This is a genomic window from Janthinobacterium sp. BJB301 (assembly GCF_002735685.1).
Lineage (GTDB): Bacteria > Pseudomonadota > Gammaproteobacteria > Burkholderiales > Burkholderiaceae_D > Janthinobacterium > Janthinobacterium lividum.
Window position 1 is genome coordinate 201,214 of record NZ_PDZJ01000006.1, and the last position, 23,349, is coordinate 224,562.

A 23,349-nucleotide genomic window follows, 5' to 3' on the forward strand; every position below is an offset into this window, starting at 1 on the left:
AGAGACAAGAATTGGACAAGCACATGAAACTTGCATCGACACCCGCCGTACTGAAATCGGCCCTGAAACTCTCCTTGCTGACCACGCTCGTGGCCGCCAGCGTTGCCAGCGCCTACGCCGCCGACGCCAAGAACGTCATCTTCTTCCTCGGCGACGGCATGGGCCCGTCCGTCGTGACGGCGGCGCGCATCTACCAGTACAAGGAAGATGGCAGCCTGACGATGGACACGCTGGAACGCACGGCGCGCATCAAGACGTTCTCGAACGATGCGCAAACGACGGACAGCGCGCCATCGATGGCCGCCTACATGACCGGCGTCAAGATGAACAATGAAGTCATCTCGATGGCGCAGGACACGATCGCCAAGGAACCCAGCCGCGATGCCAACGGCAACCTGGGCGTGGACAATTGCCCGGCCGGCGGCAAGAGCGCGCCGACCATCCTGGAGCTGGCAAAAGCCAAGGGCAAGGCCGTGGGCGCCATCACCACCACGGAACTGACGCACGCCACGCCGGCGACGACTTTCTCGCACATCTGCAACCGCAATGCGCAATACGCGATCGCCGCGCAAACGGCGCCGGGCGGCGCGGGCTACAACGCGGCCCTGGGCGATGGCGTCGACGTGCTGATGGGTGGCGGCCGCAACCACTTTACGCCTTGGTCGGCAAGCAACAAGTATGGCCGCGCCGATGGCCGCAACCTGTTGACGGAATTTGCCGCCAAGGGCTACACCGTGGCCGCGACGAAAGCGGAAATGGCGGCAGCGCCGAGCGGCAAGAAATTCATCGGCCTGTACAGCACCCGCAGCCACCTGGAATATGAACTGGACCGTACGGCCACGCCACCGCTGGGCGAAGGCGCGACCCAGCCTAGCCTGTCGGAAATGACGCTGAAAGCCATCGACTTGCTGTCGAAAAACACGAACGGCTACTTCCTGATGGTCGAAGGCGGCCGCATCGACCACGCCTTGCACGGCATCAACGCCAAGCGCGCGCTGACGGACACCATCGCCTTCGACGACGCCATCAAGGCCGCCATCAACAAGATCAAGGAAACCGATCCGAAGCTGGAAAATACCCTGATCGTCGTCACGGCCGACCATGACCATACCCTGGCCTTCAACGGCTACGGCAAGCGCGGCAACCATATCCTCGACATCAACCGCGGCTACAAGGATAACCAGCCGAGCAAGGATGCCGATGGCAATACCTACACCACCCTGGTGTTCGGCAACGGCCCGAACCGCCCTGCCCTGCGCAGCAATGTCGACAGCGCCACGGCCCTGAAAGACAACTACCTGCAGGAAACAGGCGTGCGCCTGGCCAGCGAAACCCACGGCGGCGGCGACGTCAAGCTGCTGGCCACGGGCGCCGGCTCCAAGACCTTCAAGGGCACCCTGGACAACACCAAGGTGTTTGACTTGCTGAAGGCGGCCTTCGGCTTCTGATCCACATCAACACGGCAACCCCACCGGGGCGGATGGCGTATGCCCTCCGCCCCTCTGCACGTAAAGGCAACACCATGAAATCGTCCCTGATCGCCGTCCTCCTCGCCGCCGGCTTTGCCGCCAGCGCGCAAGCCGCTCCTGCCACGCCTTCCGCTCCTGCCGACCTGGACCTGGGCATCACCTACTACAGCCGCGTCCTGACGCCGGAAGGCGTGACGCGCGAGAGCCGTTACGAAGAAAAGATGCTGCGCCGCCCCGGCCACGTGTGGGTCGAGCGCGTGCTGGCGCCGTCGACCGATGCACATGCGGGCCACAAGCACGGAGACAACACCAAAGTGGCGCTGAAGGCCACGCAGCATGAGCACAAGCACTTCAATCCCGTTTTGATACCGCGCCACGTGATGCTGGAAAAGAACACCGTGCGCGTGGAATACATCGATGCGCATGACAAGGTGGTGGTGGCGATCCCGAAAGCGGAATACGAAAACGTCAATTTCGACGGCTCCTGGGAAAACAGTTTCTATCTGCTGGACCCGAAACTGGTGGCCGCCATGCCGCTGTCGAAACAGGCATCGAACGTGACGGGCGCGCGCTGGCGCGAAGTGGAAAAGAATGGCGTGTTCCAGCGCATCCTGTGGGATGAGCAAAAGCAGATTCCCTTGATCATCGAAAGCGGCGACCGCGCGAATACATTCTATCGCCGGGTCGACGTCAAGCTGCAGCCGACCGTCAGCAAGGCGCAGCCGTGGGCGAATCTGCAGAATTACGCGCAGCGCGAGTATTCCGACTATCTGGACTAAGAGCCTCTCCCAGTAGGGAGCGTCTTCTGCTGGCAGCACATCAGGAGCGCGGACAAGGCGTGAGGAGGACGCGTGGCGAGCCACGCGACGACGAGCAACGCAGTCCCCGCTTCTGAGGCGCGCCAGCGGGGGATGTATTCATCTACTGGGACAGGCTCTTAGCTATCCTCGGGACGTAAAAAAAGCCAGGGACATCCCTGGCTTTTGTTTGGCTGGCGCCGGATTACTCCGCCGCTGCCGCCTTCTTCGCCGGCGCCTTCTTGGCGGCCGGCTTTTTCACGGCCGTGGCTTTCTTGGCTGGCGCCTTTTTGACGGCTGCCGCTTTCTTGACGGCCGTTTTCTTCGCTGGCGCCGCGCCTTCTTCGCCTTCGGCCTCGGTCGCTGCCGCCTTGGTCTTCGCGCCCGGCTTGGCCTTGCGCTCTTCAAACTCGAAGCTCACCTTGCCATCCTTGCCGCGCACGAGGAAGGCCTTGAACGGACGGCGGGTACGCTGCGAAACAAAGCCCGGCAGCAAGTCCGTCTTGCCATCGTTGAGCAGTTTTGCCATTTGTTCCGGCAAGATTTCCTGCTGCAAGATGATGCGGCCGCTGCGGAAATCGCACGTCTTCGGCTTGGCCACGCTGTGTTCGCACACATAGGCCAGGCCCATTTCGTACACGCCGGCGTTGCACTTGGGGCACGGTCCCACGGGCGTCTGGCCCGTGAAATCGACGCCTTCGCCATCTTCGCTCTCGTCGTTCTGGCCGAAATCGAATTCCAGCTTGAAATTCTTGATCTCTTCATCGCGCACGATGCGCAGGATGGCGGCGAACGGACGGCCCATCTTCGAGCGGAAGCCTTGCAGCGGGCCGATGGTGCGGTCCTTCAGCAATTGCTCCACTTCGGCGATTTCAAACTGGCGCGAACCCGGCGTCTTGCTCATCGAGAATTCGCACTTGGTGCAGGCGAAACGACGGTAGTTTTCCTTCACCACGCCGCTGCAATTCGGGCACGGCGTTTCCAAGGTCGCGTAGTCGCCGGGAATCGTGTCGTTATCGTATTCCTTGGCGCGCTTGACGATGATTTGCGTCATCTGCGCGATTTCGCGCATGAATTCTTCGCGCGAAATCTTGCCTTTTTCCATCTGCGACAGCTTGTATTCCCACTCGCCCGTCAGCTCCGGCGCCGTCAATTCGTTGACGCCCAGGCCCTTGAGCAAGGTCATCAGCTGCGACGCCTTCGCCGTCGGAATCAGTTCGCGGCCTTCACGGATCAGATAGCGTTCCGTCAGCAAACCCTCGATGGTGGCCGCGCGCGTCGCTGGCGTGCCGAGGCCCTTGCCAGCCATCGCATCGCGCAGCTCGTCGTCGTCGATCAGCTTGCCGGCGCCTTCCATGGCCGACAGCAACGTTGCCTCCGTGAAGCGCGCAGGCGGCTTGGTGACCAGGCCGTTGGCGTTGACGCTTTCCGTCTGTACTTTCTCGCCCTTGGCGACCGGCACCAGATTGCCGTTGCCATTGCTTTCCTTGTCCGCGTCCGTCGATGCTTCCTTGCCGTAGATGGCCAGCCAGCCCGGATTGGTCATGACCTTGCCTTCAGTCTTGAACTGATGGCCGGACACTTCCGTGTAGCGCGTGGTGACCTGGAATTCAGCAGGCGGGAAGAACACGGCCATGAAACGGCGCGTGACCAGGTCGTACAGCTTCTGTTCCGGCTCGGACAGGTTCTTTGGCGCGATCGTCGTCGGGATGATCGCGAAGTGATCCGAGATCTTGGTATTGTCGAAGATGCGCTTGTTCGGCTTGACCCAGCCCTTGTCGATGATCTGCTTGGCGAACTGATGGTAGTTGCTGTTGTCCTTGACCGTTTCCAGCGCCTGCAGCACGGTCGGCATGTAGTCTTCCGGCAGGTGGCGCGAATCGGTACGCGGATACGTCAGCACCTTGTGCTTTTCATACAGCGCCTGGGCCAGGCCCAGGGTGTTCTTGGCGGAGAAGCCGAAACGCGAGTTCGCTTCGCGCTGCAGACTGGTCAGGTCGAACAGGCCCGGCGCCATCGAAGTGGTCGGTTTCGACTCTTCCGTGACGATGCCTTGGCGGCCGCGGCAGGCGGTGGCGATCGAGTCGGCAGCCGTCTTGCTCCACAGGCGCTCGGCGCGCTTCTCGGGGTCGTTCTCGTCCTTCTTGAACTTCGTGTCGAGCCAGCGGCCTTCATAGATACCGGCCGCGCAAACGAATTCAGCGCGCACTTCCCAGAAGTCGCGCGGCACGAATTTTTTAATTTTATCTTCGCGTTCGACCACGATCGAAAGGGTCGGCGTCTGCACGCGGCCCACGGTGGTCAGGTAAAAGCCGCCTTCTTTCGAATTAAACGCCGTCATGGCACGCGTGCCATTGATACCGATCAACCAATCGGCTTCCGAACGGCAGCGGGCCGCATCGGCCAGCGGCAGCATTTCTTCGTCGCTGCGCAGGTGCGAAAAACCGTCGCGGATGGCGCCCGGCGTCATCGACTGCAGCCACAGGCGCTTGACCGGTTGCTTGGCTTTCGCGTTCTGCGCGATCAGGCGGAAAATCAGCTCGCCTTCGCGCCCCGCATCGCATGCGTTGATGAGGGTGGTGACGTCTTTGCGTTTGATCAGCTTGTTTAATACTTTGAGGCGCGCTTCCGTCTTGGCGATCGGGTTCAGCGCGAAATACGGTGGAATCATCGGCAAGTGCGCGAAACTCCATTTGCCGCGCTTCACGTCGAATTCTTCCGGTACGGCGATCTCCAGCAAGTGGCCGACCGCCGACGACAGGACGTATTCATCCGATTCAAAGTACTCATCGTGCTTGGTAAAGCCGCCAAGCGTCTTCGCGATATCGTTCGCGACAGAAGGCTTCTCGGCGATGATGAGGGTTTTTGTCATATTTTTTAGTCTCGAAAAATGCTCTAGGATAGTTTCAGCATGCGCATCATACAGTGCATTGCCAGGCGCCGACGCTTTTGTCTGCGCAAGGCCGTGTGACTTGTGGTCTTGTCAAGCGGCCAATGATAAGCGCCTATTGAAGAATTCGGCAAGTTATCTGCAAGCAAGAATGCGCAAGCGCAAACACAACAGGCTGGCGGGCGCGCTGGTGCAACACATGGTAAAGGGGATGGCGCGGCAGCGGCGCCAGGGTCGGGCAGACAGCGAAGAATACGGCTATATATTAGTGCAATAAGCGCGGCGGGAGGTCTTCATCGTCGACGAACAAGTCGTCGAACATCAGGGCATCCGGTTCCTTGCCCTGGCTCCACAGCAGCATCAGCACGATGACTTTCAGCTTGCCCAGCGAGACGGGTGCCTCGTCGAGCGCCAGCGCCCGTTCGATGACGATTTCGCGCTGCAGCGGCGAGAGTACCTTGGCGCTTTCCAGGAACTGGATGAAGCCGATGGCGGCCGTGCCCAGCACGTCGCTTTCCTGCTGTACATAGAAACGCGTGCCCGTGGAACTGGCCGTCAGGGTTTGCTCGACGCCAGCCATGGCATTCAAATCCGTCAGCCAGACAAGCGCTTCGGAAATCTCCACGTCGTCGAAACCGACGGCCGACAGTTTGCGCGCCAGGACTGCCGGCTCGGGGCAGGCATCGGGGCGATAGTAAGTCTCGTAGAGGTACACCAGGATATCGAACATGGCTCTACTCTATCAGCTAAGTTCGCTGCGACACAAGGGTGCGCGCCGACAAAGCGCCGCCGTGCGGCAAGGCCGCCACACAAGTGACAAGCTGTCATTTACAGCGTTGAAACAGTCCTCCTGGCAAGCGCTCCACCCGGCCCGCCAGCTCCAGCGCCAGCAGTTCGCCCATCAGCGCGCCCATGGCCAGACCGCTGCGCGCGGCCAGGGTATCGGCATCGAGGGGATCATGGCCCAGCGCGGCCAGCAGCGGCGGTTCGTCTTCCACCACTGCCGGCGCGCCGGGGATGCCGCCCAGCCACTGCAGCTCTTGCAGCACGTCATCGGCTGACTCGACCAGCTTGGCGCCCTGCTTGATGAGCGCATGGCAACCCTTGGCCAGGGTGGCATGGATCGAGCCGGGCAAGGCATACACATCGCGTCCCTGCTCGCCGGCCAGGCGCGCCGTGATCAGGGAGCCCGATTGCGCGGCCGCCTCGACCACCAGCACGCCGCGCGCCAGGCCGCTGATCAGGCGGTTGCGGCGCGGAAAGTTACCGGGCATGGCGGGCAGCCCCAGTGCATATTCGCTGACGATGCAACCCTGTTCGGCAATTCTTTGCGCCAGATCAAGGTTACGTCGCGGATACACCAGATCGGCGCCCGTGCCGATCACGGCGACGGTTGCCCCCGCGCCGCGCAAGCCGCCCTCGTGCGCGTGCGTATCGATGCCCAGCGCCAGCCCGGAAATGATGGTCAGGCCTGCCGTGCTGAGGGCTTGCGCAAAGGCGGCCGCATTCTGCATGCCTTGCGCGCTGGCATTGCGGCTGCCGATGATGGCCACGCCGGGACGCGACAGCAGTTCCACCCGCCCCCGTACATATAACAAGAGCGGCGGATCGGCGATCTCCAGCAGCAGGGGCGGATACGCGGCATCGGCCAGGGTCAGCACGGCATTGCCGGGGCCTTGCAGCCACTGCAGAGTGAGCTCGAGCTGGCTGTTGGCCACCGGCCTGGGCGGCTGCACGATGGCGCGCGCCACGCTGGCCGGCACCACTTCGCGCAAGGCCTCGAATGACGCGCTGAAGATGGCCGGCGGCAAGCCGAAGCTGACCAGCAAGGCACGCGCCGCCACCGGCCCCACGCCGGGCAGATGCTGCAGGCGCAGCCAGCCCGCCAGTTCCGTGGCCGCGTCTGCCGTCGTGGCAATTGCATGCATGACAACCTCGCTGTGTACTGTGCCATCCCATGCTAGCGCCATGGCGCGCACGCGATACCGACGCGCGCAACAATGCGTGCAATGGCCGGGCAAAACGGCCCGTCATCCACAGGAGCATGGGCGTCTGTGATAAAATTTCCCTTTGCAGCAGACGAATAGCGCACTGGCAAACGCATCTGCCGCGCCGTTGTGCCATACGCGCCCAACCGTAGCGTACTCAAATAAAATAGCCCTGCCATCGTTCGCATGGCCCAGGCATGAATAATCCGGCGCACCGGCGCCCACCTTAACCAGTCGAATCCGTATGTCCATATTAAATATCCTGCGTTACCCCGATCCTCGCCTGCACACGATCGCCAAGCCCGTCACCGAATTTGACGCGCGCCTGCAAACCCTGATCGACGACATGGCCGAAACCATGTACGACGCCCCGGGCGTCGGCCTGGCCGCATCGCAAGTGGACGAGCATATCCAGATGATGGTGATCGACATCACCGAAGAGAAAAACCAGCTGCAAGTGTTCATCAACCCGGAAATCACCTGGGCCAGCGAAGAAAAGCAGGTCTACGATGAAGGCTGCCTGTCCGTGCCTGGCGTCTACGATGGCGTCGAGCGCCCGGCCCGCATCAAGGTGCGCGCCCTGGACCGCCACGGCAAACAGTTCGAACTGGAAGCCGATGGATTGCTGGCCGTCTGCATCCAGCATGAGATGGATCACTTGCTGGGCAAGGTATTCGTCGAATACCTGTCGCCGCTCAAGCGCAACCGCATCAAGACCAAGATGATCAAGGAAATCCGTGGTCTCGAGCGCGAAGCGAGCCTGCGCGCTCAGAACCGCCGCTTCTAAGCCACTGCTGATAGACTAAGCCGCAACAGAAGTCGTCACACCACGCCAGCCTGGCGCATTTGGGCGCGGGCCTGTACACCTCACGTCAAGGAACCATATGAAAGTGATCTTCGCAGGCACGCCTGAATTTGCCGCCACGGCCCTGAAAGACTTGCACGAAGCGGGATTCGAGATTCCGCTGGTGCTGACCCAGCCCGACCGCCCTGCCGGACGCGGCATGCAATTGCACGCCTCGGCCGTCAAGCAATATGCGCAGCAGCATGGCATCGAGGTGCTGCAGCCCTTGTCGCTGCGCATGGACAGCAAGGACCCGCAGCGCGCCGCCGAGGCCAAGGCAGCCCACGCGCGCCTGCTGGCCACCGACTACGACGTGATGGTGGTGGCGGCCTACGGCTTGATCTTGCCGCGCAGCACGCTAGACATCAAACCCTGCATCAATATCCACGGTTCCTTGCTGCCGCGCTGGCGCGGCGCGGCGCCCATCCACCGCGCCATCGAAGCCGGCGACGACGAGACGGGCGTGACCATCATGCAGATGGAAGAAGGCCTCGATACGGGCCCCATGCTGGCCATCGAGCGCACGCCCATTGAAGCGGGCGACTCCACCGCCACCCTGCACGACAAGCTGGCCGCCCTGGGCGGCAAGATGATCGTCGAAACCCTGCGCAAGATGCAGCAGCAGCCGCTGGAAGCCGTGCCGCAGCCGGAAGCGGGCGTCACCTATGCGGCAAAGATCGCCAAGGAAGAAGCGGCACTCGACTTCAGCCTGCCGGCGCTGGAACTGGGCCTGAAGATCCGCGCCTTCAATCCGTTTCCCGGCGCCTGCGGCCAGGTCGATGGCACCACCATCAAGATCTGGGCCGCCGACGTGCTCGAAGCGGACAGCAAGGAAGCGCCCGGCCAGGTACTGGCGGCCGACGCCCAGCACGGCATCGTCGTGGCTTGCGGCAATGGCTCGCTGCGCCTGACAGAACTGCAGAAACCGGGCGGCAAGCGCCTGCCCGCGGCCGAATTCATCAAGGGCTTCCCCCTCGAAGGCAAGCGCTTCGCCTAAGTTCACTGGATCGCACCGCGCCATCTCCCGATGGCCATAAAAAAAGGCTTGCCGCGGCAAGCCTTTTTTGTATCCAGCCACAGCGCTTAGCGGCGCTGCACCTTCATCAGGCGTGCGCCCACGGACGACGACAGGCTGACTTCGAAACGGCCACCGGCCGGCACGGCGCTCACGTCGACATTGGCTTTGCCACCCGTCAAGTCACTGGCAACCACCGTCTTGCGGCCATCGGCAGCCACGTGCATGACGGCGGCATACGGTTCCGCCTCGGCATTCCAAACCAGCGCCAGTTGGCCGCCGCTTTGCGTCGCATCAAAGGTGGCATCGTTGGCGGCCGCCTTGCTGCGGCGCGCCGGGCGTTCCAGCTTGGCCAAAGCCTTGCCATTTGCCAGCACTTGCACATCGCTGATTTCGCCCGGATTGGCGAAGCTGACGCGGAAGTGGCTCATGGCGTTGCCGCCATGGTCGGCCACGGAGACGCCATCGAAGGGCAAGTCGATAGTCTGTCCGGACGCCGTCAACACGCGCAAGGTATAAGCATGGCCACTGCCGCTGGCAGCGGCGCCGATGCGCGCCGACGAGGCAACGGCTGGGCGCAAGGCCACGCCGGCTGGCGTGATGCGGCCGGAAATGGTCAGGTAGCCGTTCTCGGCCACGGACATGCTGGCGGCCAGCACATTGCTGCCCGTCCCCTGCGTGCTGCGTTTTTCCAGGAATTGCTGCACCCGCGCATAGCTGTAGTCGGAGAACCAGGCGCCGCTGCAATAGCTCATCACGTCTTTCATCGGCGTGCTGCCATAGACTGCCTTGCTCAGCTGGCCGATGCTGCCCGCATAGTTGCTGTTATACAGGGGTTGCGGGCCCAGATTGCCATCCGCATACGGGTAGTCGGCAGCGGCGCCGGCCGGGCCGCCGCAGGCAACGTGCTGCAGCGAGTGGTTGTGGCCCAGCTCGTGCACGAGCGTGGTCAGCCATTCAGGCCATTGATTGCCGAATGGATCGACCGATGCGATGCTGTTGAAGCGGGCATCCAGGCCGATGGCCGACGTGAAGTCGCTGCCGCTGCTGCGCTGGTTGATGTAGGCCAGGCCGGCGGCGCGGGTGGAGGACATTCTCGGCACGAAACCATAGTAATAGGCACCGCTGTCTTCCAGCGCGCGCTTGTTTTCCAGCTTGCCCAGGGTATCGCTCCACCAGCTGTCGGCCGTGCTGCTGCCTGGCATGCTCAGCGCGGCGCGCGTGGTGATGCTGATATTTTCCGTCGCATACGGATACACGCGCAACAGCGCAGCGCGGATCACCTCGGCGTCCGGCAGTTGCGCCACGCCATCGTCGGTGCTCAAGGGAACGAGTACCAGACGGATCCTGGCCAGGCTGGCCACCATGGGTGCCGCTTCCTGGCTCACTTGCACGCCGTCATTGCCGACGGCCGTCACGCGCACGCGCACGCCGGGCAAGATCCAGCCGGAGGGCAGGACGGCACTGAAATTGCCATTGAAACTGTCATCGCTCTTCGTCGTCGGCAAGAGCGCCGGCCCCGTCATCGCGATGCTGCCCAGATTGCTGCCATTGGCGGCGGTCGCATTCAAGGTCACGGCCGGGCTGGCCTGGCCCGCCTGCGTGGCCAGCACGGACACGCGCACGGCGGCCGGCTTGCCGCGCGTCAGGCGCAAGGCCGTATTGCTGGCGTTCAAATTCAGTACTTGCGCGAAATCAATGCTGCCCAAAGTAAAGGCCGACACCGTGCCCGCATTCACGGCGATGCGCGAAGCGGCCGACAGCATCACATTACCCGTTGCCGAGGCTGGCGCGGACAGCAGCAGCTGGCTGGCGCTGGCGCTGACGATGACGGCCGGCGTATTGCCCACCGAAGCCGAGCTGACCTGGTCAAGATTGCTGCCCTGCACCGTCACCGACAAGGTCGCGCCGTTAACGGCCGACGTGATCGACGTCACTGCCACGCTGGCCAGGACCGTGTACGTATCGCTGCTGATCACATCGTTGTAGGGACCGCGCACCGTCAGCGCGCCTGTCGCCGCGCCCGCAGGCACCACCACTGTCACGCTGCTGGCCGTCTGGCTTTGCGGCGTTGCCGCCGCGCCATTGCCAAACTGTACCGCCGTCACGGCGCCCATGCCGCCGCCCGTGATCGTCACGCTGGAACCGACACCGCCCGTCGCCGGTGCGACGCTGCCCACGCTCAACGGCAGGTACACATTGACGTTATAGCTGGTGGCCGCCGTACCGCTGGCGCTGACCAGGCTCAAGGCACCCGTGACGGGCACGCCAGGCATGGCCAGGGTCACGCTGGTCTCGCTGGCCGCACTGGTGGCAACGGTCACGCCGCCCACCTGGAAGGCCGTCACGCGGCTCAGATTCGTGCCCGTGACCACCAGGCTGCCGCCCACGGCAACATTCGCCGCCGAGACGGCCGTCACGGCAGGAATCAAGACGGGTGTACCCGAGGTGGTCGCCACCACCGTGTCGCCACCACCGCCACCACCGCCACCGCAGGCGGACAGGCCCAGCACGACAAACAATGCTACGAGCAGATGGTTTTTCATGGCTGGCAACCATGTTTGTGCAGCGCGATGCCGGGGAGGACACGAGATAAATGTGACATATTGGTGACTTTTGGTGAGAATTTAATTTCCAAGAACCAATATTATGGGTTAATTCGATTCCCAAAGACAACTATTAATGCTTTTGATTCAATTGGTTTTGATAATAGTTAAAATATCTGCTTGGCAAACTTTATTCTCAGCACTATTCCCCTCACTCTGTATTGCCTTAAATCAAAATTAATTTCCTTTGCAGCTATTGCCATTCAATTCATTAAAAATATGCTGAGGCGGCACAAATAATGTGGAAATTTTTCCACAGCCTAGAGGCCATGCCTTCCTGCCAACTTTGGCGGAAGAATTAACGTTTTGAGTAAGATTTTCAGGAATGTAATTTTCAGAGGCTGGCGTGGCGGCAGGCGATGTGTTGCAAGAAGGCCAGCCGCGGGGCGAACGGCCGCTTTTGCTTAAAACCAAAGCAGCCTGATGCCGTATAATTTTAGACCCGGTGAAATCAGGCGATTGCCACCTTCTGCCTGCCCTACCCGGCCGGCACTCTCCGTCAGCTGATCCTGCTGACCTGCAACCGCCTCGTACTGTCTTGTCGCCGCGCCGCCGCCCGTTTGCCTATTGAAAGCATGAAATGAACGATACCGTGATCCCCGCCATGTCCCCGACCGAAGCCACCTTGCGCGCCATTCTGGCGCAGCGGATCATGATCCTCGACGGCGCCATGGGCACGATCATCCAGCAATACAAGCTCGACGAAGAAGCCTACCGTGGCGGTCCCGCCGGCCGTTTCATCGATTTCGCCGCGCCGGCCGACAGTGGCGCGCGCGAACTGTTCGTCAAAGGCAATAACGAGCTGCTGACCCTGACGCAGCCGCACATCATCCAGGAAATCCACGAGCGCTACCTGGCGGCCGGCGCCGACCTGATCGAAACGAATACCTTCGGCGCCACGACCATCGCGCAAGACGATTACCACATGGCCCACCTGGCCTATGAAATGAACGTGCAGGCAGCCAAGCTGGCGCGCGCCGCCTGCGACAAGTATTCCACCCCGGACAAGCCGCGCTTCGTCGCCGGCGCGCTGGGCCCCACGCCGAAGACGGCATCGATCTCGCCCGACGTCAACGACCCGGCAGCGCGCAACGTCACCTTCGACCAGCTGGTGGCCGCCTACCTGCAGCAGACGCAGGGCCTGGTGGAAGGCGGCGCCGACGTGCTGCTGGTGGAAACCATTTTCGATACCCTGAACTGCAAGGCGGCCCTGTTCGCCATCGACCTGTTCTACGAGCAAAACCCGGATGTCGTGCGCCTGCCGCTGATGATTTCCGGCACCGTCACGGACGCCTCGGGCCGCATCTTGTCGGGCCAGACCGTGCCCGCCTTCTGGAATTCCGTGCGCCACGCGAAACCGCTGACCATCGGCCTGAACTGCGCGCTGGGCGCCGCCCTGATGCGCCCGTACGCGGAAGAGCTGGCCAAGATCGCCGACACCTTCGTGTGCATCTACCCGAATGCGGGCTTGCCCAACCCCATGAGCGACACGGGTTTCGACGAGTTGCCAGCCGACACGTCCGCCCTGCTGCGCGAATTTGCCGACGCGGGCTTCTTGAACATGGCGGGCGGCTGCTGCGGCACCACGCCCGAGCACATCGCCGCCATCGGCGAATTGCTGTCGAAAAACACGCCGCGCACCGTACCGGCCCCATCGCACGACTTGCGCCTGGCGGGCCTGGAGCCATTCGTCGTCAATGACGAGTCGCTGTTCGTCAACGTGGGCGAGCGCACCAACGTCACGGGCTCGAAAGCGTTCGCGCGCATGATTCTCAACGAGCAATACGATGAAGCGCTGTCGGTGGCGCGCCAACAAGTGGAAAACGGCGCGCAGGTGATCGACATCAATATGGATGAAGCGATGCTCGATTCGCTGGCCGCCATGACGCGCTTTTTGAACCTGATCGCCTCGGAACCCGATATTTCGCGCGTGCCCATCATGGTCGACTCGTCGAAATGGTCCGTCATCGAAGCGGGCCTGAAATGCGTGCAAGGCAAGGCCATCGTCAACTCGATTTCCATGAAGGAAGGCGAGGAAGAATTCCTGCGCCAGGCAAAACTGTGCCGCCGCTATGGCGCGGCCGTCATCGTCATGGCCTTCGATGAGAAGGGCCAGGCCGATACCTTCGAGCGCAAGATCGAGATTTGCGCCCGCGCATACCATTTATTGATCGATGCGCTGGACTTCCCGCCGGAAGACATCATTTTCGATCCGAACATCTTTGCCGTCGCCACCGGCATCGAAGAGCACAACAACTACGCCGTCGACTTCATCAACGCCACGCGCTGGATCAAGGAAAACTTGCCGTACGCGAAGATCTCGGGCGGCGTGTCGAACGTGTCCTTCAGTTTCCGCGGCAACGATCCAGCCCGCGAAGCCATCCACACCGTCTTCCTGTACCACGCCATCAAGGCCGGCATGACCATGGGCATCGTCAACGCCGGCATGGTGGGCGTGTACGACAACCTGGACCCGGAATTGCGCGAGCGCGTGGAAGACGTGGTGCTGAACCGCCGCGAAGACTCGACCGAGCGCATGATCGAATTTGCCGGCACCCTGAAGGCGGGCGGCAAGGCCGAGGCGCAAACCCTGGCCTGGCGCGAAGGCACCGTACAGGAGCGCCTGTCGCACGCGCTGGTGCACGGCATCACGCAATTCATCGTGGAAGACACGGAAGAGGCGCGCCAGGAACTGCTGCACAATGGCGGGCGCCCGATCCACGTGATCGAGGGTCCCTTGATGGCCGGCATGGACGTGGTCGGCGACCTGTTTGGCCAGGGCAAGATGTTCCTGCCGCAAGTGGTGAAATCGGCGCGCGTGATGAAACAGGCCGTGGCCCATCTGATCCCGTTTATCGAGGAAGAAAAGCTGCTGGAAGAAAAGCGCACGGGCATCGTCGCCAAGCCGAAAGGCAAGATCATCATGGCGACCGTAAAAGGCGACGTGCATGACATCGGCAAGAATATCGTCACCGTCGTTCTGCAGTGCAATAACTTCGAAGTGGTCAACATGGGCGTGATGGTGCCGTGCTCGGAAATCCTCGCGCGCGCCAAGGTGGAAAATGCGGACATCATTGGCCTCTCGGGCCTGATCACGCCATCGCTGGAAGAAATGGCGTATGTCGCCAAGGAAATGCAGCGCGACGAACACTTCCGCATGCTGAAGATCCCCCTGCTGATCGGCGGCGCCACCACCAGCCGCGCCCACACGGCCGTGAAAATCGCGCATAACTACGAAGGCCCCGTGATCTACGTACCGGACGCCTCGCGTTCCGTGTCCGTGGCGCAATCCTTGCTGACGCCGGAACAGCGCGACAAATACGTGGAAGACATCGAAATCGATTACGCGCGCATCCGCGAGCAGCACGCCAACAAGAAGGCCCTGCCGATTTTGCCGCTGGCGCAGGCGCGCGCCAACAGGATGGTCGTGCCGTTCGACGGCCCCTGCACGCCCGTGAAACCGAAGTTCATCGGCCGCCGCGTGTTCAAGAATGTCGACCTGGCCACGCTGGCCAACTATATCGACTGGGGTCCGTTCTTCCAGACCTGGGACCTGGCAGGTCCCTTCCCCGCCATTTTGACGGATGAAGTGGTGGGCGACGCGGCCACCAAGGTGTACGCGGAAGGCCAGGCCTTGCTGAAAAAACTCATCGACGGGCGCTGGCTGACGGCCAATGGCGTCGTGTCCTTGCTGCCGGCCAACAGCGTCAATGACGACGATATCGAGGTGTACACGGACGATACGCGCAGTACCGTGGCGTTCACCTATTACGGCATGCGCCAGCAAGGCGTCAAACCCGTGGTCGACGGCGTGCAGCGTCCGAACCAGTGCCTGGCCGACTTCATTGCACCGAAGGCATCGGGCGTGAAGGATTACATCGGCATGTTCGCCGTCACGTCCGGCCTGGGCATTGAAAAATACGAAAAACGCTTCGAGGATGCGCACGACGATTACTCGTCCATCATGCTCAAATCCCTGGCGGACCGCCTTGCCGAGGCGTTTGCCGAATACCTGCACGAGCGCGTGCGCAAGGATTTGTGGGGCTATGTGCCGGATGAACACCTGGGCAACGACGACATGATCGCCGAAAAGTATGTCGGCATCCGCCCCGCGCCCGGCTACCCGGCTTGCCCGGAGCACACGGTCAAGAAACAGATGTTCGAGGTCATGCAAGCCGAGGAAATCGGCATGCAGCTGACGGAATCGTATGCCATGTTCCCCGGCGCGGCCGTCTCCGGCTTCTATTTTGCCCACCCGGAGTCGAAATACTTCGTCGTCGGCAAGATCGGCATGGACCAGGTGGAAGACATGGCCAAGCGCCGCAACGTCAACATCGAGGACGTGGAACGCTGGCTGGCACCCAATCTGTCATAATATATGCACAAGGCGCGCGGAACTTATCGCGCGCCGAAGCGCACTAACGCAGTATGCCGGCTGGCATGCTGCATGCCCGCTCCGGCCCGTTCCCAACCGGCAAGGAGGATATATGGCAACCAATTTCAAACTGAAACGCTGGCAGGATCAAGTGATCCTGTTGCTGGGCCTATGGCTGGTCGTCTCGCCCTGGGCCTTTTCCTATCCCGAGGGTTCACCGCAGATGATCAACGCCTTTGTCTCGGGACTGGTGATCGCCGTACTGGCCGCCTTCGACCTGTACAAGACCTACTTCTGGGCCGTCGTCGTCAACCTGCTGGTCGGCGTCTGGGTGGCGGCCTCGCCATGGGTACTGCGGCTGGCCGATCAGCCCGTCATCATGTGGAACGAGTTGCTCGTCGGTATCGCCGTCGTCGTGCTCGCCCTGTGGGAATTGCGCACCGACCCCGAGCTGCACAAGCACTGGCCCGGCGCCGCCGCGTAGCGGCGTAAAAAAGCCCTGCCACGGCGACGCCGTGCAGGGCTCTTTTAGATAAATCGGGTAGGTCGGATTAGGCCGCAGGCCGTAATCCGACATCACTACGATCAGCGTCAACAATGTCGTCGGATTACGCGTGGCCTGACGGCCGCGCTAATCCGACCTACAGCGCGTAGCGGACTACGTTATCGCTCCATTCGTAGGCAGCCATTTCCAGCTCCACCAGGTCGTCCGGCGACATGGCCAGGTCGCGCAGGGTCGGCACGATCTCGCCTTCCATGTCTTCGATGCGCTCGATGCACTCGGCCAGGCGCAGCAGGTCGCCGTAGAAGCCCTCGCGCGACAGCAGCGCTTCGGCCACTTCGTCGATCACTTCGATCTGGCTGAGGATTTCCGACATCGGCACGCCGAACAGGGTATCCATCAGGGACATGATGCCGACCGTAAAGGCGATATCGGCCGAATGGGCGTGGTTCGGGCGCAGTTTATGCGCCAGCAATTCCAGCAGGCGGCCGCGCGTGGTGGCCAGCATCAGCAGCGGCGTCATGCTATGGCCGCGCTTGCTTGGTTCCGCGTACAGCATGATTTGCAGCCAGCGCTGCAATTGGCGGCGGCCCAGCACGGTCACGGCCTGGCTCAGCGAATCGATGCGCTGGCGCGCGCCCACGGCCGGCGTATTAACCAGGCGCAACAGGTTCAGGGCCAGCGACACGTCGCGCTTGATGGCGCGCTCGATATCCATGTTGTCGGCGTCGGACGTGACCAAGGTCATCAGTTCCATGACGGCCAGTTGCGACGGCGACAGCTTCTTGCCCGTCATGATGGCCGGCTTGGCAAAGTAATAGCCCTGGAAGTAATCGAAGCCCAGATCCAGGCCCGACTTGAATTCTTCGCGCGTCTCGACCTTTTCCGCCACCAGTTTCTTGTTTTCCTGCTTGAAACGGGGCGCCAGCGCTGCCAGCACTTTCGGGTCGACCGTGCTCATGTCCATCTTGACGTACTGCACCAGTGGCAGCAGTTCCTGCACTTGCGACGTATCAGAGACGACGTTTTCCAGCGCGAAGGTGAAGCCATGGCCCACCAGTTCGCTGATGCGCGCGCGCACTTCCGGCGTGACGGGCATCGATTCGACGATTTCCAGCACGACTTTTTCACGCGGCAGAAACACGAAAATGTCGCTCATGATCACGTCGGCATCGACGTTGACGAAACCGAGCGCGTCGCCGATGACCTTTTCCATGCCCAGCTGGGAGGCGTGGGCGATGACGGATGCCGTGGCGGACAGGTCGCTGGTGATGTTGGCGGGACCGACCGGAGCGTTGCGGAAAAGCAACTCATAGCCAAACAAGGCTTGATTGCGGTCAAGGATAGGTTGTCGCCCCAGATAGAACTCGCGCACGCGCAAGGGTTTCGGGGTGATGTCGTTGCTGGAAATATCGATCATTAACTCTTCATCAATCACGTCGAGTGACACCGGCCGCGCCGCGCCCGCATCAAGGTTCACTATTGACAATACTTTAGCTGAATTCCGCCCGCGCTGTGGGTATTTTGGCAGCAATCCAGTTTATTGTCGTCAACAAATTAGGGCGCAGGGGGTTCTTGCACCATCCCGTCGACAAATAATTTCAATTCACCCGGCGCAAACGCCGTCCATTGCTCATTCGTCGTCAGCGGCTGGGTAACGATCACGGCCACTCTGTCCTGGGGGGTCGTCACCTGGGAAAAGTCCACGCTCAAGTCTTCATCGGAGAGTTTAGCAGTTGGAAACGGATGTTGTCGCACCAGATAGTGCAAGCTGGTCGAGCAATGGGCAAACAGCGCCTCGCCGCTCGACAGCATCATGTTGAAGGTGCCGTGGGCGGCAATGCCAGGCAACAACTCCGCCAGGGCGGCATGCAGTTGCGGCAACGCCGGCGGGGCATCGCCAAAGCGCGCATGCAACTCCTGCAGCAGATAGCAGAAAGCCAGCTCGCTGTCCGTGCAGCCGACGGGGCGGTAACTGCCCGTCAGCACGGGGTGAAAATCCTTCAAATCGCCATTGTGGGCAAAGACCCAGTAGCGGCCCCACAGTTCGCGCACGAAGGGGTGGCAGTTTTCCAGCGCCACCTGGCCTTGCGTGGCCTTGCGGATATGCGCGATGACATTGCGCGACTTGATGGGGTAGCGTTTGATCAGTTCGGCCACGGGCGAGGCGATGGCCGCCTGGTGGTCGACGAAATGGCGCACGCCGGCGCCCTCGAAAAAGGCGATGCCCCAGCCGTCATGGTGGGTATCGGTATGGCCGCCACGCATGGCGAAGCCGGTAAAACTAAAGACAATGTCCGTAGGGACATTGCAATTCATTCCAAGAAGTTGGCACATGGTCTGTTTGCAGCGGGATAACACGGCCACCATACCACGCCGCCTGGCGGATTGGTATGGCGGCGATAGCCATCACCCTAATGCAACAGCACGGGCTGGCTCATGAGGGAATCATAGCTGCCCAAAAATTCATCGATCTCTTCCATGCTGGGTTCGCTGGCGATCAGCTCCGTCACGTCGCGGCGGAAGTTTTGCGCAAGGATGCCGGCGATAAACGTTTCCCGCTTGCCCCCCTTGTCGACGATTTCATAGCCGCCAAAGCGCAAGGCTTCCAGGTTGCCATCGACGCCGAATTCCACGACGCTATATTGTTCGCTGTTATAGATCAGGTTCATTTTGCATCCTTCGCTCAAGCAGGAGAAGCTCCTGCGGTGTCAGAACAGAGGTGGGGTTACACGGCGCCATTTCAAGCGGCCATGCCACCCTGCGGGCTACAGAGTTGTAACGAGATGCAAACTGCGCTTGCGGTAAGTCGATCAGGAAATCGTCAGGAAACCACCATGTCTGCTTGCAGCGCCAGCAGGGCATCGTAGGGACTGGCGGTGAGCCAGGTGCGCAATTGTTCGATGTGCGAGGCGTCGGCCAGGCTGATGAACAAGCGCGCGGGTGGATGGCGCAGCAGACGATTCAATGTTACACGCAATACGAGATTGCCGCTGCAGCACAGGCAACCGGGCGCAATGCGCAACAGTTGCAATGGAAATGATGGGGATGGAGAAACTTGCTCGGCCAAGTCGGCCAGGATGCCGTTACCGTCAGCCAATCCTTCAAGGATCACGGCGGCCGGCTGGTCCGGCGGCAAGGCTTGCGCGATGGCCGCCTCGCGCCCGGCGGCACGTCCACCGCTGACCAGGGTCAGCGGCGTCGGACGCCGCACGGCTGCCGTCACAGGCTTTTCTTGGCCAGCTTGCCCGGTTCGACGCCCAGCTGTTTCAGCTTGCGGTACAAATGGGTGCGTTCGAGGCCCGTTTTTTCCGCTACGCGGGTCATGCTGCCGCCTTCGCGCCCCAGGTGGTGTTCGAAATACATGCGCTCGAACGCGTCGCGCGCCTCGCGCAGGGGCAAGTCGAACGACAGGTTGTAGCCATGGCCTTCGGCCACCGCCGGTACGGCGATGCCCGGGCGTACCATCAGCTGTTGCGGCGCGCTGCCGCCAAAGCTGGGCACGGGATGGCTGCTTTCCTCGGCCACCACGGGTGCCACGGGACGTGGCGCCACGCTCGGCGCGCGCACGGTTTCCTGTGCCCGCGTCAAGCCTTGCTGGACCGCCTTCAGCAGTTTTTGCAGGGCAATCGGTTTCTCCAGGAAGTTCATGGCGCCGATGCGCGTCGCCTCGACCGCCGTATCGATGGTGGCATGGCCCGACATCATGATTACCGGCATGGTCAGCAAGCCGTCGCGCTGCCACTCCTTGAGCAGGGTGACGCCGTCGGTGTCGGGCATCCAGATATCCAGCAATACCAGATCCGGCGCACCGGCGGCACGCGCTTCGCGCGCCTGCTGCGCATTTTCGGCCAGCTGGATAGCATGTCCTTCGTCGCCCAAAATTTCCGAGAGCAACTCACGGATACCCATTTCATCATCCACTACGAGTATGTTTGCCATTCGTGTCTTGCCTTCCTCATTTCGCCGGCCGTCGCGCACAAGATGCACGCGGCGGACAACTATGATTTTATTAGTGTTTTAAATACTAAACCAGACCCTCACGCCAGGAATTCCTGGGCAGGAGTGTCGGGAGCTAACTTTAACAGCAAAATGACCACCGAAGCGCCATTGCCGTCGACCCGGTTCTCGATATCGATGCGTCCGCCGTGTTCATCGATAATTTTCTTGACCATCGCCAGGCCCAATCCCGTGCCGCGCGCCTTCGAGGTCACATACGGCTCGAAAGCCCGCGCCAGAATTTTTGGCGCGAAACCAGGGCCATTGTCGCTGATGGCCAGCCGCACGGCGATATTCACGCCGCCGTCCGCACTGCGATAATGAATTGCTTCCGTCCTTACGTCAATCCGCGGATGCGGCGAGTCCGGCGGCAAGTCGGTCATCGCGTCCTGCGCATTCTGCAGCAGGTTATGGATCACCTGGCGCAATTGGGTCGGATCGCCCATCACCATCGGCAGATTCGGCGCCAGCAGCGGGTGGATGATGTCGCCATCGTCGCCGCGCAGGTACAGGTTCAGTATCTCTTCGATCAGCTCGTTCAGGCGCAGCGGCGTGAGCACGGCCGGCGGCGTGCGCGCATAGTCGCGGAAGTCGTCGACCATGCGTTTCATCGCATCGACCTGCTTGACGATGGTGGTGGTGGCGCGACTGAGCAGGTCGGCGTCCGGCTGCTCCAGCTTGCCTTCGAGCTTCATCTGCAGGCGCTCGGCCGACAGCTGGATCGGCGTGAGCGGATTCTTGATTTCATGCGCCAGGCGGCGTGCCACTTCGCCCCAGGCGATCGAGCGCTGCGCGGAAATCACGTCGGAAATATCATCGAACACGACGATGTAGCCGCTGCCGGACTCCAGCGGCAGGCGCGAGCCCCGCGCCAGCAAGGTGATGTCATGCTCGTCGGCACTGCTGCCCAGGCGGCGGGGAATCTCGATCTGGCGCTGCCAGTGCAGGCGCTGCTGGTTGCGGCCCGACGCCGATTGCGCGCTTTGCGCCGTGAAGGCGCTGATGATGGCGCCGCCAAATTCTTCCATTCCAGCAATATGCGCCAGCGGCTGGCCCACCATGCTCATGCCCGAATGCTGCAGGATGCGCTCGACCGACTCGTTGCAGGTCACCAGCTTGAAATCGCCGTCGAGCACCATCACGCCGGCCGACATGTTCGCCAGCACCGATTCCAGGTGGGCCTTGGCGTTTTGCAGGGCGGCGCGGTTGCTTTCCACGGCCGTGCGCGCATCGAGCAGCTGGCGCGTCATGATGTTGAACGACTGCGTCAGGGTACCCAGTTCATCCTTGGTGGCGACGATGGGGCGCGGCGACAGGTCGCCCTCGGCCACGGCGCGCGTGCCTTCGGCCAGCAGCAGCAGGGGCTGGGCCAGGTTGCCCGCGATCAAGAAAGCGCTGCCGATGGCGCCAAAGATGGCCAGCAGCAAGGTCAAGGTGAGGATTTCCATGTACATCTTGCGCAGTCCCACGCGCGCGACGAAACGTTCCTTGTATTCGCTGTAGGCGGCGCGCAGTACTTCGCCATTCGTCGCCAGCTTGGGCGGCACCGATTGCAGCAATTGCAGGTAGCGGGGCGAGACGGAAGGCCCCGGCACGGCCACCAGCACGCGCAGGCGCAGGCTGGCCGCCGTTTCCACCGACGCCGGCAAGCCAGAGCGGAATCCGCCGCCGCCCGACTCCGTGCCATCGTCGTGCAGCTCCAGCCCGCCCTCGGCGGAGGCATAGCCGGCCGGCAAGGCCGCCTGCACCAGCATGGCCGGCGTCGGCAAGTCGGCTGCGCTATGCGGCCCGGCGCTGGCCAGCAGCACGCCGTCGCCGCTGACAAGCATGACATTTTGCATGCCCTCTTCGCGCAGCAGGCTGGTCAGCACGGCCGGGCCGGCCACCGGGTCGGCGCCCAGTTCTTCGACGGCCTTGCGGCCCCGGTGGTCGAGCTCGACCAGGGCCGCATCGAGGCCGGCACGGCCCAGCTCAATCCCCGATTCCAGCGCCGCTTCGATCTTGACGTTGAACCAGGATTCGATGGAATGGGAGACGAATTGCACGGAAACAAGGAAAATCACCAGGCCCGGCAGGATGCCGACGGCGGCGAACAGCATCACCAGGCGCGTCATCAGCTTGGAGCCGAACTTGCCGCTCTTGTAGCGCGCGTACAGGCGCGCCAGGGAAATGCCGACCAGCGCCAGCAGAGACACGGCCACGGCCGCGTTCAAGCCCAGCAGCCAAGTGTAGTAGCGGTCGAAAAAGCCGGAATTATCGGAAGCCGACGCCAGCAGGAACAGCAGGATACTAACGATGCCGCCGCCTACCACCAGCAGATAGCGCAATGCTTGACTCACTACTCCGCCGTATACAAGAAGGTTTTTTTATTCGAAGCCAGGCGCCAGTCGCTGTTATTGAAGGCATTGACCTGTATCGGCTTGGGCAGGTAGTCGCGGTCCATGCCCATGCGCAAGGTAACGTTATATGTCTGCCCCACTTTCAGCTCGCCGCGCCGCGCCACCAGCCAGCGGCTGGGACGGCGGATCAGGAACAGCGCATCGTCGAGGGTGGGGAAACTTTGCTGCAAGCCCACGCCCGACACGTGATACTGGCGCGTGAGCACGTTGTAGGACAGCTTGCTGGTCTGGCGCGCCACGATGGCTTTTTCATCGAACCAGTACCAGCGGGGCCGGGTCAGTTCGATTTCGGTCGTGAAATACAGCGGCACGCCATGCTGTACCGCATCATCGAGGTCGTGATTGAGCTCGAAGGAATACGTGGCGGCCAGCTTGTAGCCCTCTTCGCTCGACTCGATGTAGGCACGGGTGATCTCGACCATATCGGCGGCATGCGCGCGTGGCATGGTACATGCCAGCATCAGC

The 23,349-nt window shown here is 61.9% G+C and carries 17 protein-coding genes; 6 read left to right on the forward strand and 11 right to left on the reverse strand.

From position 1 onward, the window contains the following. Positions 1–23: 23 nt before the first annotated feature. Together CSQ91_RS26430 and CSQ91_RS26435 are read left to right on the forward strand one after the other, a co-directional pair. Positions 24–1,448: an alkaline phosphatase gene (locus CSQ91_RS26430; RefSeq protein ID WP_099390059.1), complete on the forward strand. Its 1,425-nt coding sequence runs from the start codon at positions 24–26 to the stop codon at positions 1,446–1,448. Positions 1,449–1,522: 74 nt separating this feature from the next. Next, positions 1,523–2,248 carry a hypothetical protein gene (locus tag CSQ91_RS26435; protein ID WP_099390060.1) on the forward strand — a complete coding sequence of 242 codons (726 nt, stop codon included), beginning with the start codon at positions 1,523–1,525 and terminating at the stop codon, positions 2,246–2,248. A 223-nt stretch (positions 2,249–2,471) separates the two neighbouring features. Here CSQ91_RS26435 and CSQ91_RS26440 read toward each other — a convergent pair whose 3' ends face one another. From CSQ91_RS26440 to dprA, 3 genes are all read right to left on the reverse strand, one after another. Next, entirely contained in the window at positions 2,472–5,138 is a 2,667-nt protein-coding gene (locus tag CSQ91_RS26440) for a DNA topoisomerase III (RefSeq protein ID WP_092612769.1), read from the reverse strand. 283 nt (positions 5,139–5,421) lie between these two features. Beyond that, positions 5,422–5,886: a DUF494 family protein gene (locus tag CSQ91_RS26445; protein ID WP_034749287.1), complete on the reverse strand. Its 465-nt coding sequence runs from the start codon at positions 5,884–5,886 to the stop codon at positions 5,422–5,424. A gap of 94 nt (positions 5,887–5,980) precedes the next feature. After that, positions 5,981–7,084: a DNA-processing protein DprA gene (gene dprA / locus CSQ91_RS26450; RefSeq protein ID WP_034784737.1), complete on the reverse strand. Its 1,104-nt coding sequence runs from the start codon at positions 7,082–7,084 to the stop codon at positions 5,981–5,983. Between the two features lie 304 nt (positions 7,085–7,388). Here dprA and def point away from each other — a divergent pair, with 304 nt between their 5' ends. After that, the gene (gene def, locus CSQ91_RS26455; protein ID WP_034784735.1) at positions 7,389–7,931 is read left to right on the forward strand and encodes a peptide deformylase; all 543 of its coding nucleotides are present in this window, start codon (positions 7,389–7,391) and stop codon (positions 7,929–7,931) included. A gap of 97 nt (positions 7,932–8,028) precedes the next feature. Further along, a complete protein-coding gene (gene fmt / locus CSQ91_RS26460) occupies positions 8,029–8,985 on the forward strand; it encodes a methionyl-tRNA formyltransferase (protein WP_099390061.1) in 957 nt (318 codons plus the stop codon). 86 nt (positions 8,986–9,071) lie between these two features. Here fmt and CSQ91_RS26465 read toward each other — a convergent pair whose 3' ends face one another. After that, positions 9,072–11,549 carry an IPT/TIG domain-containing protein gene (locus tag CSQ91_RS26465; protein ID WP_099390062.1) on the reverse strand — a complete coding sequence of 826 codons (2,478 nt, stop codon included), beginning with the start codon at positions 11,547–11,549 and terminating at the stop codon, positions 9,072–9,074. Between the two features lie 640 nt (positions 11,550–12,189). Here CSQ91_RS26465 and metH point away from each other — a divergent pair. Together metH and CSQ91_RS26475 are read left to right on the forward strand one after the other, a co-directional pair. After that, a complete protein-coding gene (gene metH / locus CSQ91_RS26470; protein ID WP_170846497.1) occupies positions 12,190–15,984 on the forward strand; it encodes a methionine synthase in 3,795 nt (1,264 codons plus the stop codon). A 112-nt stretch (positions 15,985–16,096) separates the two neighbouring features. Then, positions 16,097–16,468, forward strand: coding sequence for an SPW repeat protein (locus CSQ91_RS26475; RefSeq protein WP_034784732.1), 372 nt, complete (start codon positions 16,097–16,099; stop codon positions 16,466–16,468). 157 nt (positions 16,469–16,625) lie between these two features. Here the strand turns inward: CSQ91_RS26475 and CSQ91_RS26480 are convergent, their stop codons facing one another. The 7 genes from CSQ91_RS26480 to CSQ91_RS26510 all read right to left on the reverse strand — a co-directional run bounded on the left by CSQ91_RS26480 (position 16,626) and on the right by CSQ91_RS26510 (position 23,330). Further along, positions 16,626–17,906: an EAL and HDOD domain-containing protein gene (locus CSQ91_RS26480; protein WP_034784728.1), complete on the reverse strand. Its 1,281-nt coding sequence runs from the start codon at positions 17,904–17,906 to the stop codon at positions 16,626–16,628. 137 nt (positions 17,907–18,043) lie between these two features. Beyond that, positions 18,044–18,823, reverse strand: a complete 780-nt coding sequence (locus CSQ91_RS26485) for a class II glutamine amidotransferase (RefSeq protein ID WP_071653284.1) — start codon at positions 18,821–18,823, stop codon at positions 18,044–18,046. 77 nt (positions 18,824–18,900) lie between these two features. Next, positions 18,901–19,158 carry a BTH_I0359 family protein gene (locus CSQ91_RS26490; RefSeq protein ID WP_070253841.1) on the reverse strand — a complete coding sequence of 86 codons (258 nt, stop codon included), beginning with the start codon at positions 19,156–19,158 and terminating at the stop codon, positions 18,901–18,903. A 152-nt stretch (positions 19,159–19,310) separates the two neighbouring features. Beyond that, entirely contained in the window at positions 19,311–19,712 is a 402-nt protein-coding gene (locus CSQ91_RS26495) for a hypothetical protein (RefSeq protein ID WP_052140360.1), read from the reverse strand. Next, complete coding sequence (locus CSQ91_RS26500; RefSeq protein WP_034784724.1) at positions 19,709–20,428, reverse strand: response regulator; 720 nt, start codon at positions 20,426–20,428, stop codon at positions 19,709–19,711. The genes CSQ91_RS26495 and CSQ91_RS26500 overlap by 4 nt, the downstream gene beginning before the upstream one ends. A 98-nt stretch (positions 20,429–20,526) precedes the next feature. Then, complete coding sequence (locus CSQ91_RS26505; RefSeq protein ID WP_070253843.1) at positions 20,527–22,824, reverse strand: sensor histidine kinase; 2,298 nt, start codon at positions 22,822–22,824, stop codon at positions 20,527–20,529. After that, positions 22,824–23,330 (reverse strand): DUF4390 domain-containing protein, encoded by a 507-nt coding sequence (locus CSQ91_RS26510; protein WP_225317180.1) that lies wholly within the window; start codon positions 23,328–23,330, stop codon positions 22,824–22,826. Before CSQ91_RS26510 ends, CSQ91_RS26505 begins: the two co-directional genes overlap by 1 nt. Positions 23,331–23,349 lie beyond the last annotated feature (19 nt).

Excerpts from the sequence above, each read along its gene's own strand:
- CSQ91_RS26430 (WP_099390059.1), top strand. The coding sequence starts at position 24 with ATGAAACTTGCATCGACACCCGCCGTACTGAAATCGGCCCTGAAACTC.
- CSQ91_RS26435 (WP_099390060.1), top strand. The coding sequence starts at position 1,523 with ATGAAATCGTCCCTGATCGCCGTCCTCCTCGCCGCCGGCTTTGCCGCC.
- CSQ91_RS26440 (WP_092612769.1), bottom strand. The coding sequence starts at position 5,138 with ATGACAAAAACCCTCATCATCGCCGAGAAGCCTTCTGTCGCGAACGAT.
- CSQ91_RS26445 (WP_034749287.1), bottom strand. The coding sequence starts at position 5,886 with ATGTTCGATATCCTGGTGTACCTCTACGAGACTTACTATCGCCCCGAT.
- dprA (WP_034784737.1), bottom strand. The coding sequence starts at position 7,084 with ATGCATGCAATTGCCACGACGGCAGACGCGGCCACGGAACTGGCGGGC.
- def (WP_034784735.1), top strand. The coding sequence starts at position 7,389 with ATGTCCATATTAAATATCCTGCGTTACCCCGATCCTCGCCTGCACACG.
- fmt (WP_099390061.1), top strand. The coding sequence starts at position 8,029 with ATGAAAGTGATCTTCGCAGGCACGCCTGAATTTGCCGCCACGGCCCTG.
- CSQ91_RS26465 (WP_099390062.1), bottom strand. The coding sequence starts at position 11,549 with ATGAAAAACCATCTGCTCGTAGCATTGTTTGTCGTGCTGGGCCTGTCC.
- metH (WP_170846497.1), top strand. The coding sequence starts at position 12,190 with ATGAACGATACCGTGATCCCCGCCATGTCCCCGACCGAAGCCACCTTG.
- CSQ91_RS26475 (WP_034784732.1), top strand. The coding sequence starts at position 16,097 with ATGGCAACCAATTTCAAACTGAAACGCTGGCAGGATCAAGTGATCCTG.
- CSQ91_RS26480 (WP_034784728.1), bottom strand. The coding sequence starts at position 17,906 with ATGATCGATATTTCCAGCAACGACATCACCCCGAAACCCTTGCGCGTG.
- CSQ91_RS26485 (WP_071653284.1), bottom strand. The coding sequence starts at position 18,823 with ATGTGCCAACTTCTTGGAATGAATTGCAATGTCCCTACGGACATTGTC.
- CSQ91_RS26490 (WP_070253841.1), bottom strand. The coding sequence starts at position 19,158 with ATGAACCTGATCTATAACAGCGAACAATATAGCGTCGTGGAATTCGGC.
- CSQ91_RS26500 (WP_034784724.1), bottom strand. The coding sequence starts at position 20,428 with ATGGCAAACATACTCGTAGTGGATGATGAAATGGGTATCCGTGAGTTG.
- CSQ91_RS26510 (WP_225317180.1), bottom strand. The coding sequence starts at position 23,330 with ATGCCACGCGCGCATGCCGCCGATATGGTCGAGATCACCCGTGCCTAC.